This window comes from Mucilaginibacter sp. R-33, from assembly GCF_049949235.1.
Lineage (GTDB): Bacteria > Bacteroidota > Bacteroidia > Sphingobacteriales > Sphingobacteriaceae > Mucilaginibacter.
In genome coordinates, this window is the sequence record NZ_CP188089.1 from 6,437,758 (window position 1) to 6,456,777 (window position 19,020).

Consider the following 19,020-nt stretch of genomic DNA (forward strand, 5'->3'; position numbering starts at 1 on the left):
GTTGCCATCAAAAACGGCCTTTTGAGGCGTATTTGTATTTTATTTTGCTGTGTTTGAGTTAATAATGAACTTTTTTAAAATTCTATTTTGAGAATCAAATATTCGCGCTATATTTGCATTCCTTTTCGGGGAGTAAAACAAACCAAAGGAGATTGCCTGATAGTATAATGGTAGTACGACGGTTTTTGGTACCGTTTGTCTAGGTTCGAATCCTGGTCGGGCAACAATAAAATTCGGATTTCGGATTTTCAATTTCGGATTTATTCTGATTGGAAAACTTGAAATCCGAATTGTGTTTTATAACGGTTGTATTTGTAAAAGATCAACGGTGAAGGACAGGTAAAATCCGAAATCGAACATCCCAAATTCAAAATCAAAATGCCCTTACAATTTAACCCGGTTAAATTATTTTCAGGATCAGGTTCGCAGGAACTTGCGCATCTTATAGCTGATGCTTATGGTCGTGAGTTAGGCGAAGTTGTGATATCGCGTTTTAGCGATGGCGAATACCAGCCGCATTTTAATGAATCTGTAAGGGGATGCGATGTTTTCCTGATCCAGTCTACCCACCAGCCTACCGATAATTTAATGGAATTACTAATGATGATTGATGCCGCCCGCCGCGCTTCAGCACATTATGTAAACGCCGTTATACCTTATTTTGGTTTGGCGCGCCAGGACAGGAAAGATAAACCACGTGTTGCCATTGGTGCAAAACTGGTAGCTAACCTGTTAGTTGCAGCCGGCATTAACCGTATCATGACCATGGATTTACACGCAGCGCAGATTCAGGGATTTTTTGATGTTCCGGTTGATCACCTGGATGCCTCTATCATTTTCGTACCTTATATTAAAAGCCTTGGTTTAGGTCACCTTACTATTGCATCGCCTGATATGGGCGGTTCATACAGGGCCCGCAGCTTTGCCAAGTTCTTTAATGCCGAAGTGGTAATTTGCGACAAACGCCGTAAACGTGCTAACGAAATTGAAGCCATGACGCTGATAGGTGATGTTACTGATCAGGACATTGTACTCATTGACGACATTTGTGATACCGCAGGTACGTTAGCAAAAGCAGCCGGACTGATCATGGAACGTGGCGCACGCAGCGTTCGCGCGGTTTGTACACACCCGGTATTATCAGGTAAAGCTTATGAAACTATCGAAAACTCGGCATTAACCGAACTGATAGTTACAGATACGATCCCGCTTAAACACAGCAGCCCTAAAATAAGGGTGCTTTCAACCGCCGAACTGTTTGCTAAAGCGATAAGCAACGTAAACGAACACGGTTCGATTAGTACCTTGTTTAAGGTGGATTAAGAGTTCATAGATCATGGTTGATGGTTCATAGTAAATTGCCAACCGTGAGATAAAAACGAATAAAGATTTTATGGGAAAATAGGCCATGAACAATGATCTATCAACCATGAACTAAATAATAAACAAATAAATAAAAATGAAATCAATTGCTATTAGCGGTTCTCCAAGAGAGAACGTAGGGAAAAGAGACGCGAAAGAGCTGCGTTACAATGGCCTGGTGCCAGCAGTGCTTTACGGTGGTGCTACCCAGACCCACTTTTCTGTGTCCGCAGCTGATTTGAGGGCCGTTGTTTATACTCCGGTTGTTCATTTCATCGATCTTGAAATTGCCGGTGTTAAATCACAAGCTATCATCCAGGACATCCAGTTCCACCCACTAACTGAAAAAATCACTCACGTTGACTTTTTGTTGTTAGATGAGAAAAAACCTATCACTATCGAGATCCCGGTAAAATTAACCGGTACTTCTCCAGGTGTTAAAGTAGGTGGTAAACTGGTTCAAAAATTAAGGAAACTGCGTATCAAAGCGCTTCCTAAAGATCATCTTGATGCTATTGAAGTAAGCATCGAATCTCTTGAAGTAGGTAAATCAGTAAAAGTATCTGATATTAAATTAGATAACTTAACTATCACTAATGCTAAAGAAGATACCATTGTTTCTGTAACTACCTCACGTGCATTGCGTCAGGCTGAACAAGAAGCAGCTTCAGGTAAAAAATAAGCCCCCTACCCCCCCTGAAGGGGGAACAAGAGGCGAAATTAAAAACAGCGGTAGAGTAATTTCTATCGCTGTTTTTGTTTGAGCAATAAACAATATCTTCGCATAAAAATTTAATTAATTACTCGGAGCATTTCTGAAAGATAACCATCACGTCATTGCGAGGTACGAAGCAATCCCCGATTAGGAGGTCCGCCCTGTGCAGTTTGCGATTGCTTCGGACCTCGCAATGACGATTGTATTGTTGGTTTGGATAGCTTCATAATTCCCCCTTTAGGGGGCCAGGGGGCATGAAATATTTAATTGTAGGTTTAGGAAATATTGGTCCGGAGTATGCAGATACACGGCATAATATAGGTTTTATGGTTTTGGATGAACTGGCCAGGCAAGAGGGAGCGAGGTTCCAAAACTCGCGGCTGGCTTATTATACCGAGGTATCCTTCAAGAGCCGTACGCTTTGCCTCATTAAACCTACTACCTATATGAACCTGAGCGGGAAAGCCCTGAGCTACTGGATGAAAGACCTGAAAATTCCGGTGGGGAATGTTTTAGTTATTGTGGATGACCTTGCCCTGCCGCTGGGTACCTTACGCTTAAAACCCAAAGGCAGTGCCGCCGGGCATAACGGCCTTAAAAATATTGAAGAAGTACTTGGCAACAATAACTACGCACGCCTGCGTTTTGGCATTGGTGATAATTACCCCAAAGGCCGCCAGGTTGATTTTGTGCTGAGCCCGTTTGATAAAGACGAACAGCCCGAGCTGCCTGCATTGATCGATCGTTCGATAGAGATGGTGAAGAGTTTTGCAACTATTGGAACCGAACTTACCATGACCCGTTATAATAAGTAACAACGTCGTTACAAACTAATATTTTAGTTAAAATTTCGTTCAAATCGTAATTCGTGTTGTAACGCACGGGTGTGTACTTACGTCTTGTAAACCTAAATAACCTTATGAAACAAATCCTGCTAACGGTACTTTGCTGTTGCTTTTCTACCTTCTTATTTGCTCAAACAAAAGCTCCCGTCGCTCCGGCAGTTCCTAATATTACTGTAAAAGGTATTATCATTGATTCGGCTAATAACAAACCTATGGGATATGTTACTGTTGCGCTCCAGGATGCCGCCACCAAAGCCCCGGTAAAAAGCACGCTGGCTAAAGACGATGGCAGTTTTGAACTAAAAGCACCCGAAGGTAAAACTTACCAGTTAGTTGCTGTTTTTATTGGTTACGCCACCAAAACTATCCCGGTAAAACTTACAAATAATACATTTAATGCAGGCCGGATCCTGCTTTCGGCATCGAGCAAACAATTGAAAGAAGTTACCGTTACCGCCGTAAGGCCGGTAATGAAACAGGAGGTCGACCGCCTGAGCTATGATGTAACTGCCGACCCGGAAAGTAAATCGATCACCGCTTTGGATATGATCCGGAAAGTACCTTTGTTATCTGTTGATGGCAACGACGCTATCAAGCTACGGGGTAACGACAATTACAAGATCCTGATCAATGGAAAAGAGTCGGCCATGATGGCTAAGAACCCATCGGACGTGCTGAAATCCATGCCGGCCGCTAATATCGAAAAGATAGAAGTAATCACTACGCCGCCCGCAAAATATGATGCCGAAGGCCTTGCCGGGATCATCAACATCATCACCAAAAAAAATGCCGACCAGGGATATAATGTAAGTATCAACACCGGCTATAACAATGTTTTTGGCGAACGTGCTAATGTGAACTTAACCGTAAAGCAGGGTAAATTTGGTTTTAGCGGCTATGCCGGTTATAACTACAGGCCCTTGCGTACGTCATCGTTCGAGAACATGACTACTTTTTTTAAGTCACAGTCAACCGATCCGCAGTCAACACTTAGTCAAACAGGTACAAGAGGCAACACTGGTAAAAACCTGTATGGCAGCGGTGAATTAAGTTATGAGGTAGATACCCTGAACCTGATTACCGGTATGTTTGATTTTTATCATGGCAAAAGCAATCAGCATAATTATCAGGTTACCACCCAACGCGATAGCGCCGATGCTGTTACGCAATTTTACCGTTTGTTTAACAATGGCACAGGCGAATTTAAAGGATCTGACGTGGGGTTAAACTACCAGTTGGGTTTCAGGAAAAACAAGGAGCAGTTGCTTACCGTATCTTATAAATACAATTATAATAACAATCTTCAAACCAGCGAGGCCACAAAAGGAGACGGTGCTACCGGCAAAGGTATCCCCAATGATTACAGGCAATATAATAACTCAGGTTCAAAGCAGCATGCTTTTCAGTTAGATTATATCCAGCCTGCCAAAATTCTTACTGTTGAGGCCGGTGGTAAAGCAACTCTGCGTAATAACTATAGCCAGTTTAATACCGACGTAAAAAGCGACGTTGATAATGAGTATCACGCCGATACAGCGCAGGTGAATAATTTTACCTATAAACAAAATATTTATGGTGTATACAACTCCTATTCCGTTAAGTTAACCAAATGGGCTTTTAAAGGCGGTATGCGGTTGGAACATACCACGGTTAACGCCGATTTCGCGGTAGGGAAACCAACCGTTAACCAAAACTATGATAATTTTGTGCCCTCGGTATCGGTACAACGGAGCCTGAAAAGCAGCAGTCTCACGCTTGGTTTTACCCAACGCATCCAACGCCCCGGTATTTACCAGCTTAACCCATATACTGATCAATCCAACCCGCAATACCGTAACGTTGGTAATCCTAACCTAAGGGCCGCGGTAACCAATAATTTTGAGCTGGGTTATAGCAATTTTGCCAAAGGCTCCATCAACCTGAGCACCAATTACTCATTTGCCAATAACACGGTACAAAATTTAGCCTCGGTTGATACCGCAGGAGTTACTACTACCACTTACGCTAATGTGGGCTCGAACAAAAACTGGGGCTTTGATCTGAATGTGAATTATCCCATCACCAAAAAACTGAACGTGAATATAAATGCCGAATTACTGTTTGTTTGGCTGAAGGGCTATTACAACGGCTCGCTTTTCAGCAACAGTGGTAACCAGGGACACATTTTTACTTATACCAGCTACAAATTTGATGGCGGCTATCGCGCCGGCTTAAACATTGGGTATGACAGCCGTTATGTATTGTTGCAGGGAAAGGACAATTATTTCTTTTTCAGTTCCATCAGCGGAACCAAAACGATGTTTAACGAAAAGGTATCATTATCATTAAACGTTAACAATCCTTTCAAAAAATTCAGCAAGCTCGACTTTTATACCAAAGGTGATGGCTTTGAAACTTACACAGCCAATAACAACTTTTATCGCACTATTAACGTGAGCCTGAGCTACAAGTTTGGCAGGCTTAACAGCAGCATAAAGAAAAATCAACGTGGTATTAACAATGATGATACCAGCAGCGGAAGCCGCAATTAACAACTTCAGTAACTAATCCGTTACCCGGCAGTGGCAAACGTTAAAAAGTGTTAAACGCATACTTTTTACTGTCACACCCGGGTATCTTAAACGTCTTATGACCAAAATCGCAATTATGAAACAATTTCTACTAACAGTGATCTGCTGTTTTGTCACGGGCATGGTTATGGCCCAGGCTGCCGCACCGGTTCCTGTTCAAAATATAACTGTTAAAGGTACCGTGATCGATTCGGTAACCAACAAACCATTGGGGTATGGTACGGTGGCACTGCAGGATGCCGCTACCAAAACCCCGGTAAAAAGTACGCTTGCCAAAGATGACGGGAGCTTTGAACTGAAAGCCCCCGAAGGTAAAACCTATCAGTTAGTAGTAGCTTCTGTTGGATATGCAACAAAAGTACTCCCGGTGAAAATAACCGATAAAACGTTTGATGCGGGGCGGATCCTGGTAGCAGCATCAAGCAAACAGCTGAACGAGGTAACCATTACCGCTGTAAAGCCGGTTATGAAACAAGAGGTTGACCGCCTAAGCTACGATGTAACTGCCGACCCCGAAAGCAAAGCGGTTTCTGCATTGGACATGATGCGTAAAGTACCGCTTTTAGCCGTGGATGGCGACGATAACATCAAGTTAAAAGGCAGCGGCAAATACAAGATCCTGATCAACGGGAAAGAATCGGCACTGATGGCTAAAAACCCGTCAGACGTATTAAAGGCAATGCCGGCCACCAACATCGAAAAGATTGAGGTGATCACTACGCCGCCTGCAAAATACGATGCCGAGGGTTTGGCAGGTATAATTAACATCATCACTAAAAAGAACGCCGATCAGGGGTATAACGGCAGCGTCAACATGCGCTATAATAGTGTATGGGGCCCTGGCTATAACCTGAACATGACTGCCAAGCAGGGTAAGTTCGGAGTTTCGGGTTATGCAGGTTTTGGTAACCAGAAGCGTAATACCAATACATCAACCACCAAACAAACTTTTTTTGATCCTGAATCAAGCATCCTGCAAACAGGCAATAATTCATTTGGCGGCAAATATCGCTATGCTAATGCAGAGCTGAGCTATGAGATTGATACGCTAAACCTGCTTACCGGTTCATTCGAGTTTTTTCATGGCGAATTTGATCAGGACGGCTCACAACGATCGGCCCAGACGAATGCGGCCGGTGATCTGACCCAGGGTTATAGGCTGTCGAGCAACGGTTACAATCATGATCAGGGTCTCGACGCGTCTATCAACTACCAGTTAGGCTTTAAAGGGCATAAAGATGAATTGCTAACATTATCCTACAAATACAGCTACGGACCGAGCAAAAATTTCACCGATAACCAGTTTTCGGAAAGGGTTAATTATTACAATGCCCTCCAACCCGATTTCAGGCAATATAATAATGCAGGTAACCGTGAGCATACTTTCCAGTTAGATTATGCTTATCCATTGAAGAAAATCAGTATTGAGGCCGGCGGTAAAGTGATTCTGCGGAACAATTTCAGCGATTACAGGCGCGAGGATAAAGATTCAACCAGTTCGGTATATAATGTAAATGCAGGGCAAACCGGCGAGTTCGACTATCACCAGGATGTGTACAGTGCTTATAACTCGTATCAGTTAAAGATGAATAAATGGACCGGCAAGGCGGGCTTGCGTTTAGAGCATACGCAGGTAAATGCCGTGTTTACAGGCACGCCGCTTGATAAAAGCTATAATAACTTTATTCCATCGGTTTCTGTTCAGCGCTCTATGAAAAGCAGCAGCATCAGTTTGGGCTTTACCCAGCGCATTCAAAGGCCAGGCATTTACCAATTAAACCCATTTATCGATAAATCGAACCCCAAATTTATCAGCACAGGTAATCCCGATCTGAAGCCGGAGCTGAACAATACTTTTGAGTTGAACTATAGTAATTTCTCAAAAGGATCAATCAATGTTGGTTTGAGCTATGCATTCTCCAATAATGCTATCCAAAATGTGACCAGCCTGATTCAAAACAACATGGGCGATCATATCGACACGGTTACTTTTACCACCTATCAAAACCTGGGCAGTAACCGTTCGTTAGGGTTAAACCTTAATACCAATTATTCTATCACTAAGAAGTTTACGGTTAACATCAACGGGCAAATTTCGCATGTATGGTTAAAAGGTACTTATAATGGTCAGTTTTACAAAAACGATGGTTACACCGGCAACGCTTTTGCCAATATTGGTTACAAGTTTGATGGTGGCTACCGTTTAGGGCTTGATGCCGGTTTCTTTAGCGGTGATGTTACCTTACAAGGTAAATCGAGCAATTTTATTTTTAACTCCTACGTACTATCTAAAGAGTTCCTGAACAAAAAGCTAACCATATCAGCGGTAGCCAACAACCCATACAGTAGATACCGTACATTCAGATCGACCACACATACAGTTGATTTTGACCAGGAATCATTATACCATAACCGCTACAGGAATTTTGCCGTGAGATTAAACTTTAAGTTTGGTAAATTGAATGGCGATATCAAAAAGAACCAGCGTGGCATTAATAACGATGATACCAAAGGCGGAGGAAAAAGCAATGGCGGCGGCAATGGTTAATTGCTGATAGATATTTGTTAGGAGAGGCGCGTAATGGCGCCTCTTTTTGTTTCGTATCGCCTCATTGTAAAAGAACAGGTGAGTTGCCATAGCATCTGCCTATGATACCTCTAAATCCGTAAATTTACCCCATGAAAGTTTACGGAATTACCAATTGCAATACAGTAAAAAAAGCCCTCGACTGGCTTAAAGAAAATAAAGTAGCTTACGATTTCCAGGATTTCAAAAAGCTGGGTGTAAGTACCGAAAAGCTGCAGGAATGGGACAGCAAAGCGGGCTATGAGAAATTTTTGAATAAACAGGGCCTCACCTGGAAACAGCTTGACCCGGCAGTTAAAGAAAGCATCAAAACCAATATCGATGCGCTGCAACTGTTACAGCAAAAAACCAGCATGATCAAACGCCCGGTTATTGAAGATAACGGCTTCATTTTCTTCGGCTTTGATGAAAAGGTTTATGCCGATCATTTTTTGGGGAAGTAAGGGAATTCGACGACTTACGAGGCTTAGGGCTTCGTAAGTTTTAGTTAGCTTTCGAATTCATCGGGGTTTCGTTTGGTATGAAAAATTGAGATAATAAAAGCAGTATCAAGGTCTTTATCATACCAATAAACTATTACGTATGGGAATTTCTGTAGCGGGGCGAAGTGAAGATCTATATCATATCTTTTTGAATACAGTTCGGGATGGAGTTTTATAATACCTAAAACCCCTTTGAGCTCTTTCCTAAGATATTTTGATAGGCCTTTTGTTGTTCCTCATACCAGTTACAGGCATCAATAAGTTCAAGCTCGGCCCTCTTTAAAAGCTTAATTGTAGCCACGGTTCAGGTCTTCCTCTATATCATCCCAATTTCGGGCCGTGGTTTTTCCTTCCAGAAAATCTTTTTTTGATTTTAGTAAGCCTTCGATATCTTTTTTTGAAAAAGAGAACTCATTTTCTATATCGATAGTATATGTTAAACCAAAACGATTTAATATCTCCTGTAATACAGGTAAATCGCTTTCATTAGTTATGTTCACAGTTAGCGTGGTCATATTCAAATTTACAAAAGAAATTTGGTTTATGAATATAAGCCTTTAAAGTTCCACCGTTGTTGGTATGACAACTCCCAACAATGGTGGAAATAAATATGTTATCGCGAGGAACGAAGCAATCGCACGGAGATAGGCCACCCTGTATAGCATGCGATTGCCGCACTACGCTCGCAATGACATGATATTTTCGAAATGCTTATTTCAATATTTATCCCAATCCACCTGATATATAGCCTCTAAGCACGAAATCAATTCCTTAATAAATCGGTAACAATCGTTTTACCAACCTTTTGCATCTGCCTAATTTGTAGTATACTTGTTCCTTTACGCAATTTATTTGACTGAACATGAAACTAAAACTGATGGCAGGTTGCAGCCTTGCCTTTATGTTGGCCGCAGGGGTGAGTTATGCCCAGCAGCCAGCGCCTACCACCACACTCCCCGCCGGTTCTGTTTACGATTATCACGAAACTTTCGGTCCCGGGTTTTACACTAAGAATGGTACTGAGTTCCGCGCGGCAAGCGGTGAGCCGGGATATAAATACTGGCAAAACCGTGCCGACTACCAATTGGCGGCAAAGCTGAACGATCAAACCAATGAAATTACCGGTTCGGAAGTTTTAACGTATACCAATAACAGTCCGCAAACATTGGGCTTTATGTGGATGCAGCTTGATCAGAACCTATTTAAGCTCGATTCAAGAGGTACGGCTATCGTTCCGCCTACGGGCAGCCGTAACTGGGGCCGCGGCGAGGCGTTTGATGCCGGTTATAAAATCAAATCGGTAAAAGTTGCCGGTTTGAAAGGCGAATATGTCGACGTTAAATTCCTGATCACCGATACCAGGATGCAGGTTTTCCTTCCAAAAGAAATTGCCGCGAACGGCGGTCAGGCTAAACTCAAAATTGAATACTCTTTTGTGTCGCCAAATTATGGGTCAGACCGCATGGGCTACCTGCAAACCAAAAATGGTAAAGTTTACACTATTGCCCAATGGTACCCACGCGTATGTGTGTACGATGATGTAATGGGCTGGAACACCCTCCCTTACAGCGGTCCGGGTGAGTTTTACCTGGAATATGGCGATTTCGACCTGAGCATCACCGCTCCTGCAAACCATATCGTGGTAGCATCGGGCGAATTATTAAACCCGCAGGATGTATATACCCCTGAGCAATTGAAACGCTGGGCTGCTGCCGAAAAAAGCGAAAGCACAGTGATCATCCGTTCGGCTGATGAGGTCATCGATCCAAAATCGCGCCCTGCCGGTAAAACCCAGTTAACCTGGCACTTTAAAATCAAGAATGCCCGTGATGCTTCATGGGCTTCATCTGCAGCATTTATTATCGATGCTGCCAAGATGGACCTGCCAAGCGGTAAAAAATCAACTGCGATATCAGCTTACCCAGTTGAAAGCGATGGCAACGATGCATGGGGCCGTTCAACAGAGTATGTTAAAAAATCTATCGAGTATAACTCATCAAAATGGTTTGAGTACCCTTATCCTGCTGCTACCGCTGTTGCCGGTATCGTAGGTGGCATGGAATATCCGGGTATTGTTTTCTGCGGAGCTAAAGCAAAAAAAGCAAGCCTTTGGGGAGTTAACGATCACGAGTTTGGCCATACCTGGTTCCCGATGATCGTTGGTTCAAACGAACGTATGTACGGCTGGATGGACGAAGGTTTTAACACCTTCATTAACACCCTTTCTACCGCTAACTTTAACAATGGCGAGTACAAAAACACCCGCGTTCAGGATATGCACGCTACCGGCGCTTTCTTTACAAGGCCCGATCTTGAGCCGATCATGAGCCAGCCGGCCAACCTGAAAGAGAGAAACACCGGTACCCTGCTTTACTCAAAACCAAGTGCGGGTTTAGTATTGCTGCGCGAGCAGATCTTAGGCCCTGAACGTTTTGATTTCGCCTTTAAAACCTACATTAACCGCTGGGCATTTAAACACCCAACTCCCGACGACTTTTTCCGTACGATGGAAAACGCAGCCGGCGAAAACCTGCAATGGTTTTGGAGAGGCTGGTTCCTGAACGATTGGCGTTTAGATGTAGCTGTAAGCGATGTAAAATACGTTGACAACGATCCAGCTAAAGGCGCGCTGATCACTTTAGATAACCTGGGCAAAATGGCCATGCCGGTTATCCTGGAGATCAAAACCAAAAGCGGTAAAGTTGACCGCGTAAAACTACCGGTTGAAATTTGGGAGCGTTATGCATCATGGACATTTAAATATCCATCAACCGAAGAAATTGAATCGGTTACTTACGATCCTGATAAAGTATTACCGGATTACAATCCCGAAAATAACGTTTGGAAAAAATAACCTTATAAATCTCTCCTGAAGGGGAGATCAGTGAACGGCGACAAGATATCTTGTCGCCGTTTTTTCATTAAGCGTCCCTTGCCTGGTCTCCAATAGCGATAAGTGCCCCTGCTTACAAAGCTAAACACCATACCCAGGAACGACCAGTTTTAAACTTGTTTTTTAGTCATATAGCCTCTGCAGTTTTTTGTAAATTGCATATTAATAAACGGAAGCCTATGGGACAGATTGTAATTGTTGCTTATAAACCTAAACCGGGCAAACAGGAAGCATTAAAACAGTTAATGAAAACGCATATACCGCGCCTGAAACAGGAAGGACTGGTAACCGACCGTGAATCCATCATTATGGAAGCTGCCGACGGCACCATTATTGAAGTTTTTGAATGGCTGAGTGCCGAAGCCATTGCAAATGCCCATCATAATAAAGCCGTACAGCAAATGTGGGGCGAATATGCTGAAGTTTGTGATTATGTTCCGCTTAATACACTGAAGGAGACTGGGGATCTGTTTGCCGGTTTTTTGCCAGTTAATTAATCGAGTCAGTAAATATTTGTATTAAATTATAATATTATATTGCGTATCATTTAACGTTGGTTTATTAGATACCTCAATGACGGAAGAACAGATTAAGGAAGCTATTTCCGAAGCATTTGTTAGATTGATTTTGGCTCACGATGGATTTAAAATATATAAAGCGGAAGTTGATCATGGCGTAGACTTAACTGTTGGACCTGTAGAAAAAATACAATTATCTAATGGGAAGTTTATGTTTCAAGACTCGGATAGACGCCTTGATATACAATTAAAATCAACTACAGAAAAGTATGCAATTGAAAGTGGTAAGTTTATTGAATATAAATTACGTTATAAGAACTATCAAACTCTAAAAGACAGAGTAGATTCTCTTTACGTAAAAATGATACTTGTTTTGTTTGTTCTTCCGGAGGATGAAAGCACTTGGATTGACGTAGTGGAAAATAGCATACTTTTAAGAAAGAGTTGTTACTGGTACATTCCAGAAAATAGTGCAATCCCATCTACTCTTCGAATTAAAAGCAAAGATTCTAAAGTCAAAATTGAAATTCCTCGCACTAACCATTTGTTGAAAAATTTTAAATCTATTTTTAATTCAATAAATAACATATGAGGATTAACCAAAATATTAGGCTTTTAAAAGTTCATTTGAAGCAACATGGGTGGGAATTGATTTCTGAGGATTTGTTATTTGAGTATTATCAAAATTATTTAGGTGTCGACTTAAAATTTCCTAAAGTTGGATCCGATGTTGAATATCCTAAAATGTTTGAGATAAGTATGGCACGGATAAAGAAAATAAACCCAGAAATAGCAAAATTGCCAGTATTTGCTACTTTAATTTCTCAATTTAAAAATCTTAAAAGTAAATATAGTAAGTTAAAACATGAATGGATATTGTTGGAACCTAATAGTATTTATAGTTTAAATGAAATACCGGACATATATATTCCCAAAAACTATATATTTGATGTATAGGAAGTAAGGATTATCATTAGCTCAAGCAGCCGATGGCTGCGGAATAGCGATTCGTTATTCTGGGGCGAACATATTTTCAAGCGTTTTGTAGATGAGTAAATGCTATCGCGGAGCTCCGTTAAGTATATGGTTAATAGGCCGGCGATGCTATTTTATTCTACATTACGATCTGTTCATTAACCCGTTTTTGTTTTCTCTCTCTTTGTTCAGTTGCTGTTTAAGCTGCTATGCTGAGTGGGATATTGAGTGATATTATATACGTGCATCACTTTGTAATGAAAGAATCTTTTTACTCCTGGAATGAGTATTCATTCAAATTTTCAAAAAAAGCTCAAGATGCTAACATTCCGAGAAATGTTATCCTTGAGCTTTTATCTTATTCAAAAAAACTATATGATAAAGGTGTTCCTGTTATTTATGATCTAAAGCACTTATCATTTTTAACTGGATACCGGGAATCATATTTGTTAAGGGCAATTTCAAAACCGAAAAATTTTTATCGAGTATTTAAAATCCCTAAAAAGAATGGGCATAGTAGGGAAATTACAGAACCTTTACCTGGATTAAAAGCTATTCAGTACTGGATACTTGGAAATATTATTGGAGTAGTACCACCTAACAAGTTCAATAACGCATATTCAAAAGGGCGGTCGATAGTTAGCAATGCAAAGTATCATACTAAGCAAAAGCAGGTACTTAATATCGACATAGAGAAGTATTTTGATAATATAAAATATGAGGCGGTTAGAGACCTGTTTTTGAATTTTGGATATAATAGCAATGTATCTAATATATTAGCATCGTTATGTACTTTAAATGGAAGTTTGCCTCAAGGCAGTCCCTCAAGCCCTTATTTATCTTCTATTTTAACTCATAACCTCGACATAGAATTGTTCTCCTTTTGTAGGGAATGGGGATTAAGATATGCCGATGACATAACGATATCAGGTAATTTTCATTCGGGAACGATTATAGGAGGAGTAAGGAAGATTTTGGAGAGACATAAATTTAAGATGAATGAATCAAAAACTCGTGTTAAGAGACAACACCAGCGCCAAATGGTCACAGGTATAGTTGTAAATCGAAAGCTGTCTGTAAAAAAAACTGAGATAAAAGATATTCGACAAACTATGTTTTATATTAATAAATATGGATTGGATTCTCATGTCGAAAAAATTCAATTGTCTAAAGGGAATTATTTAGAATATTTAATAGGGAGAGTGAATTTTTGCTTGTTTGTAAAGAAGAAAAATACAGAATTAACTTTATACAAAGAACAATTGATTAAATTAATGAAATCAACTGATTTGACCAATTAACTAAATCACCCCATCTGCAACCGTTCACTCTTCAGCTTTTTCTGTACATCCTGCTTATAGTTGCGACCGATAGGCAGCTCATGCCCGGCAACATCCATGCTATAGGCATAGAAAGAATCTATTTTGTTTAATGCCACTATAAATGACCGGTGGATGCGTACGAACCTGTTCTCAGGAAGCATTTCTTCGAGCAAGCTGATCTTTTGCCTGGTAATGTGGACGTGGTTATTTACGGCCACTACTTTAACATAATCGCGCAGGCTTTCTATCCATAAAATATCATTGATATTAACCTTAATTGTTTTGCGGTCTACTTTAAGATAGATGAACGTATGCGTATCACTTACAGGTTCTTCATGGGTAATCAGGAGTTTGCCCTTATGTTCGTTTAGCTGATAAATCTTGTCGACCGCCCGCAGGAAACGCTCAAAGGAGATAGGCTTTAAAAGGTAATCAACCGCATTCAACTCAAAACCATCAAGGGCGTATTCGCTGTAGGCGGTGGTGAAAATTACTTTAGGTGGGTTCTTGAGGCTTTTCAGCAGGTCGGTACCTTTTATTCCCGGCATCTGAATATCCAGGAACATCAGATCGATAGGTTTTTGTTGCAGCAGGCGAAACGCTTCAATGCCGTCATTACAGGTGGCGGTAACCTCCATCTCGCTGAAGCGCGCAAGATAGTTTTTCAATACCTCAATGGCATGCGGCTCATCGTCGACTATAAGTGTGCGGATTTTCATGCGGTTACCATTTGTTGTGCAGCAGATTGTTTTATGATTTTCAGGTCGAGGTCAAGCGCTACAAAAAAGGTATCTTCTTCGTTCACGATCTTCAGGCGTGAGGTATGAGGGTACAGCAGGTTGAGCCTTTTGGTCACATTCTTTAGCCCGATATGCCCCGGCGTATGGGCTTCTTCAACAGAGCGTTCGGGCTTGCCGTTGGCTACTTTTAACTTGAAGTGGTTTAGTGTAACACTAATATCAATATTGATCCAGGTGGCGCCCACCTGCTCGCTGGTGCCATGTTTAAAGGCGTTTTCGATAAAAGGTAAAATGAGCAGCGGGGCTATAGTTTTATCTTTCAAATTACCGGTAATGGTAAAGTTAATGTCGATGCGTTCTTCATAGCGTAGTTTTTCGAGCTTTACATATTGCTGCATCATAAATACTTCCTTCTCCAAAAGTACTTCGTTATCTGAGCATTCATAGAGCATATAGCGCAGCAGGTCCGACAGGCCAATTATGGCCTGCGGCGATTTGGGCGAATTATTAAGACTTAACGAATAAAGGTTATTAAGTGTATTAAATAAAAAATGCGGATGTACCTGGGCTTTCAACGCGTTGAGTTCGGCTTCTAATGCCGCCTGCTTGCGCTCATACCACATTTTAAAAAGTTTAATAGCAAGTACAAACCCGGTAAACAGGTTAGTCCCTTTAAATGAATTTACCAGGCTTTGCCCATCTGTTAATTGCTCAAAAAACGGACGTTGGGTTGAGGCGATATAACCGGCATCTGTTACGTGCATCACCCTGATCAGGTAGGGCGCAACAAAAAGGATTCCGATGGTACGGCTGATAAACATACATGCAAAAACAAGCGGTATCAGCATCATGAAAAACATCACATATCGTTTTTCAAAAACGTATTTGGGCACCAGCCAGTAAGCAATGGCATAGTAATACGCTATTTGTATGGGCATGTACAAAAGGTTATTGCGTAAGGATACCCAAAAATTGGTCTGGAACGAATAAAGCGTCGTGATGAAAAACGATACAATTACCCAAAATATCAGGTGCTGCCAAAAGCGCGGCAGCTTTATATTATTGAGCAGGAGATCGAAGCCGGTATTCATATAGCTAATTTACTGTAAAACAGTTTAATTGGGCGGCTTTTAGGATAAAAGTGCGACAAACTGCAATCATTTGATGACGAACTACCTGGAGTAAGGCTGCTTCGGTACGTTTTTCAGGTTGGATGTTTATTTGTCGTATTAAAATGCAGTTAATCGTAACTGGCGGGTTGTGTGCCTACGCTATTTTCATGCCATTTTACGAGCCCTTAATTTTAGTTTATATTAAAAATAACACCATGAAAAAGTTAATTATCACAGTTTGTATCCTGGCATTTGCAGCAGTTGCGGTGCAGGCTCAAAATAAAATAACAAACGTACACGGTTTTTGGGTAGTTGAACACAAGATTAATTTGCCCCGCGTGCAAACCATTAAGTTTTATAACGATAACAATAAGCTGATATACGAGGAAACAGTTTACAGCAAACTCAACATTAAAAAGAAAAAGACCCGCCTGGCGCTTGATCAGGTCCTTGACAGGTTGAACGAGCGCACCGCCTATGTTGAAAGTAAAAACCTGGTAATGCTGAGCCTTGATTTAAGGCATTAAGATCTTTTTTAAATATACGTTTAAAAACCGGTGGTCAACGCGAGGTATGGCGCCGGTTTATTTTTAAGAAAATTCTTTTCCTTCCCGTCAGCAGGTAAGCTTCGGGCGAAAGCGGGCAGAACAATGGTGGCCTGTGCTGCTGTTGGGGCATAGCAAGTTTTTGCAGAAGCGGGGACAACGAGCGAGCGAAGCAGGGCAAAATAATTGCAGCCCGTGGTTATGCCCGGTTTGCAGGGCAAAGGCCTTGAGCGCAAAGAAGCCTATCTGCTGACTTGATTTTTGGTTCTTTTTATCAAGAAAAAGAACAAAGCCAACCCGCGGCGAATGAGCGGGCCGATATCAGTTAACTACAACTAAATATCTTGCTTGCCTTGTAAGCCTAATCGTGGGATTAATACTCCAAATACTTCTCAACCCGTACTGCTACCAAATCTCCCTCGGCATACTTTCCGGTTTCCTCGCTCAAGACCCGTAGGGTAATATCTTCATGCCTAATGATCAGATCCTCATAAAAACCTTTAAATAACACCTGCTTAACAACCCAGCTTTTGGTTGCCGCTATCAATTTAATTTTGATTTGCTCAGGATAAACAACCGCATATTCTTTGGTTATGTCAATGCCGCAAAAACGGGCTTCATGAGCGGTTAGTACGTTGCAATTGGTGAGCAGTTGGGCCGTATAAAGAAATTTGGGATGTTTGTATAGAGCCTTGGGATTGCCATGCTCAACAATTTCTCCTTTGTTTATAACAATGAGCTCATCTGCCATCGATAGCACTTCGGCAGGGTCATGGGATACCATGATCACCGTTAATCCGATTTCTTTAACTATCTGCCTGATATCATGCTGTAAGCCTTCCCTAAATGAAGTATCGACCTGGTTAAAGGGCTCATCGAGCAGCAATACCTGGGGATGGGTAACAATAGCGCGGGCAATGGCTACGCGTTGCTTTTCGCCGCCGCTTAGGTCGGCCACACGCTTATCGGCCATGGCAAACATATTGAGCTGTTTAAGCACCCTTTCGGTTTTCTCCTGTTTGGCTTTGAGATCTGTTGCCGGCAGCATAGCCGCCACGTTATCCCAAACTTTGGCAAACAGGTTAAGATCATCGGTATGCTGGGTTACCATTTTCATGGCATCATGACCGGGGATCAGCTTTTCTTCGGGTCCCCAAATGCGTTCGCCCTTAAAGTAAACAGTGCCTTCATCGGGCGAGAGCAAACCATATAACAATCTCAGTAAAGTACTTTTACCACTGCCGCTTTCGCCGATAATGGCGGTGATTTTGCCCGGTTCAATAACGAGCCCGGTTTTTTTTACACCGGCCTGCTGCTTTCCCGGGTATATTTTACTTATGGCAACCGCCTGCAAAAAAGGAATCTCTGACATCAGTGGCAAAGATAAACGTTTGAGTCATGATTCTGAACCATGATTTACCTGATTTAAGGATTACAGGATGGCAAGTCATCCATCTATCATGGCCATCCTGTAATCCTTAAAATCATGGTTCTGTTTAGAAGCCAAAAGTCAATCCGAATGAGAAGTTCCTTAACCCTTTTTGATCCGGGCTGTTTTCAAACATATCGTTGAAGTAATATTTGGCATATAAGCCCATGATACCGTATCCCATGCGTACAAATACGCCTTTGCGCAGTTTGGCAAAATGATAATCGTCATTAAATTTTTGCTTGCCATTTTCCTCGCTGATCTGTTTTACGCGACCATTAAGCAAGATCCCAATCTCCGGACCGGCAACCAATCTGAAGTAGTTGCCCCTGTCGTCCTCATGGCTGCGGTAGTAAAATGATAGGGGGATTCGCAAATAGCTTGATGAGAAACGGTTTTTGCTGTAGTGGATGCTATCCTGCACGTACGTAAGTACCGGCGCGTTACGCTGGATAGTAATATCGTTGCGCAGCCGGATATGTGTCCAGTCAAAACCGCCGGATACATAAATTTTGAAGGCACTGTTAAAGCGATAGCCAAATTGCAGCACATCAAAACCGAAGTTGCTTGTTTTCCACTGGCGGTAGCTTAAAAACTTGTTTTTGTCAGATAGGGTAAAGCTGCCGTTGTCGATCAGCGTAGCAAAACCCAGGTCGATCCTTGAAAAGGTTACCCCAAAGGAAAAGCCGGGCGCTTTGTGTGCGTGGTAGGCGGTATCAGGCTCATCATTGTTAATATTCACCTGGGTTACATCTTCGCCAAAACCCAGTTTTACCTTAACATGCTTTTTATGGGTGGTGGTATCTGACGTGTTTTGGGTGGAATCGGCAGGTGTGCTTTGAGCGAAAACAAAGCTCGCGGCAAGGCATATTGTGATGGTGAAAATAAGGCGTTTCATATGTTGTGGTATATCTATCTTTCGCTA

At 41.8% G+C, this 19,020-nt stretch carries 17 protein-coding genes and 1 tRNA gene; 13 read left to right on the forward strand and 5 right to left on the reverse strand.

What is annotated here, in order from left to right; genetic code table 11:
- Window positions 1-153 precede the first annotated feature (153 nt).
- From ACP26M_RS26920 to ACP26M_RS26950, 7 genes are all read left to right on the forward strand, one after another.
- Window positions 154-224 (forward strand) — tRNA-Gln (locus ACP26M_RS26920).
- A 154-nt stretch (window positions 225-378) separates the two neighbouring features.
- The gene (locus ACP26M_RS26925) at window positions 379-1,323 is read left to right on the forward strand and encodes a ribose-phosphate pyrophosphokinase (RefSeq protein WP_090529157.1); all 945 of its coding nucleotides are present in this window, start codon (window positions 379-381) and stop codon (window positions 1,321-1,323) included.
- Between the two features lie 136 nt (window positions 1,324-1,459).
- Window positions 1,460-2,044 carry a 50S ribosomal protein L25/general stress protein Ctc gene (locus ACP26M_RS26930; protein WP_426584856.1) on the forward strand — a complete coding sequence of 195 codons (585 nt, stop codon included), beginning with the start codon at window positions 1,460-1,462 and terminating at the stop codon, window positions 2,042-2,044.
- Between the two features lie 287 nt (window positions 2,045-2,331).
- Window positions 2,332-2,892 (forward strand): aminoacyl-tRNA hydrolase, encoded by a 561-nt coding sequence (gene pth / locus ACP26M_RS26935; RefSeq protein ID WP_090529151.1) that lies wholly within the window; start codon window positions 2,332-2,334, stop codon window positions 2,890-2,892.
- Between the two features lie 104 nt (window positions 2,893-2,996).
- Window positions 2,997-5,453, forward strand: a complete 2,457-nt coding sequence (locus ACP26M_RS26940) for a TonB-dependent receptor domain-containing protein (RefSeq protein WP_426584858.1) — start codon at window positions 2,997-2,999, stop codon at window positions 5,451-5,453.
- 115 nt (window positions 5,454-5,568) lie between these two features.
- The gene (locus tag ACP26M_RS26945) at window positions 5,569-8,040 is read left to right on the forward strand and encodes a TonB-dependent receptor domain-containing protein (protein WP_426584860.1); all 2,472 of its coding nucleotides are present in this window, start codon (window positions 5,569-5,571) and stop codon (window positions 8,038-8,040) included.
- 131 nt (window positions 8,041-8,171) lie between these two features.
- Window positions 8,172-8,522: a Spx/MgsR family RNA polymerase-binding regulatory protein gene (locus ACP26M_RS26950; protein ID WP_176627944.1), complete on the forward strand. Its 351-nt coding sequence runs from the start codon at window positions 8,172-8,174 to the stop codon at window positions 8,520-8,522.
- A 326-nt stretch (window positions 8,523-8,848) separates the two neighbouring features.
- Here the strand turns inward: ACP26M_RS26950 and ACP26M_RS26955 are convergent, their stop codons facing one another.
- Complete coding sequence (locus tag ACP26M_RS26955; protein WP_176627945.1) at window positions 8,849-9,076, reverse strand: hypothetical protein; 228 nt, start codon at window positions 9,074-9,076, stop codon at window positions 8,849-8,851.
- Between the two features lie 347 nt (window positions 9,077-9,423).
- On the opposite strand from ACP26M_RS26955, the gene ACP26M_RS26960 reads away from it, so the two are divergent.
- The 5 genes from ACP26M_RS26960 (at window position 9,424) to ACP26M_RS26980 (ending at window position 14,248) form a co-directional block, all read left to right on the forward strand.
- Complete coding sequence (locus ACP26M_RS26960) at window positions 9,424-11,415, forward strand: M1 family metallopeptidase (protein ID WP_426584863.1); 1,992 nt, start codon at window positions 9,424-9,426, stop codon at window positions 11,413-11,415.
- Window positions 11,416-11,633: 218 nt separating this feature from the next.
- Window positions 11,634-11,951, forward strand: a complete 318-nt coding sequence (locus ACP26M_RS26965; RefSeq protein ID WP_426584865.1) for a hypothetical protein — start codon at window positions 11,634-11,636, stop codon at window positions 11,949-11,951.
- A gap of 76 nt (window positions 11,952-12,027) precedes the next feature.
- Complete coding sequence (locus ACP26M_RS26970) at window positions 12,028-12,564, forward strand: DUF4365 domain-containing protein (RefSeq protein ID WP_426584867.1); 537 nt, start codon at window positions 12,028-12,030, stop codon at window positions 12,562-12,564.
- On the forward strand, window positions 12,561-12,929 hold the full coding sequence (locus tag ACP26M_RS26975) for a hypothetical protein (protein ID WP_426584869.1): 369 nt from the start codon (window positions 12,561-12,563) through the stop codon (window positions 12,927-12,929). The genes ACP26M_RS26970 and ACP26M_RS26975 overlap by 4 nt, the downstream gene beginning before the upstream one ends.
- Before the next feature lie 275 nt (window positions 12,930-13,204).
- Entirely contained in the window at window positions 13,205-14,248 is a 1,044-nt protein-coding gene (locus tag ACP26M_RS26980) for a reverse transcriptase family protein (protein WP_426584871.1), read from the forward strand.
- 5 nt (window positions 14,249-14,253) lie between these two features.
- Here ACP26M_RS26980 and ACP26M_RS26985 read toward each other — a convergent pair whose 3' ends face one another.
- Together ACP26M_RS26985 and ACP26M_RS26990 are read right to left on the reverse strand one after the other, a co-directional pair.
- Entirely contained in the window at window positions 14,254-14,988 is a 735-nt protein-coding gene (locus tag ACP26M_RS26985) for a LytR/AlgR family response regulator transcription factor (protein WP_090529123.1), read from the reverse strand.
- On the reverse strand, window positions 14,985-16,100 hold the full coding sequence (locus ACP26M_RS26990) for a sensor histidine kinase (protein WP_426584874.1): 1,116 nt from the start codon (window positions 16,098-16,100) through the stop codon (window positions 14,985-14,987). The genes ACP26M_RS26985 and ACP26M_RS26990 overlap by 4 nt, the downstream gene beginning before the upstream one ends.
- A gap of 236 nt (window positions 16,101-16,336) precedes the next feature.
- Between ACP26M_RS26990 and ACP26M_RS26995 the strand changes: the two genes are divergently transcribed.
- Window positions 16,337-16,648, forward strand: a complete 312-nt coding sequence (locus ACP26M_RS26995) for a hypothetical protein (RefSeq protein WP_426584876.1) — start codon at window positions 16,337-16,339, stop codon at window positions 16,646-16,648.
- 391 nt (window positions 16,649-17,039) lie between these two features.
- Here ACP26M_RS26995 and ACP26M_RS27000 read toward each other — a convergent pair whose 3' ends face one another.
- Together ACP26M_RS27000 and ACP26M_RS27005 are read right to left on the reverse strand one after the other, a co-directional pair.
- The gene (locus ACP26M_RS27000) at window positions 17,040-18,038 is read right to left on the reverse strand and encodes an ABC transporter ATP-binding protein (protein ID WP_426584878.1); all 999 of its coding nucleotides are present in this window, start codon (window positions 18,036-18,038) and stop codon (window positions 17,040-17,042) included.
- Window positions 18,039-18,162: 124 nt separating this feature from the next.
- Entirely contained in the window at window positions 18,163-18,993 is an 831-nt protein-coding gene (locus ACP26M_RS27005) for an outer membrane beta-barrel protein (RefSeq protein WP_426584880.1), read from the reverse strand.
- Between the last annotated feature and the right edge of the window lie 27 nt (window positions 18,994-19,020).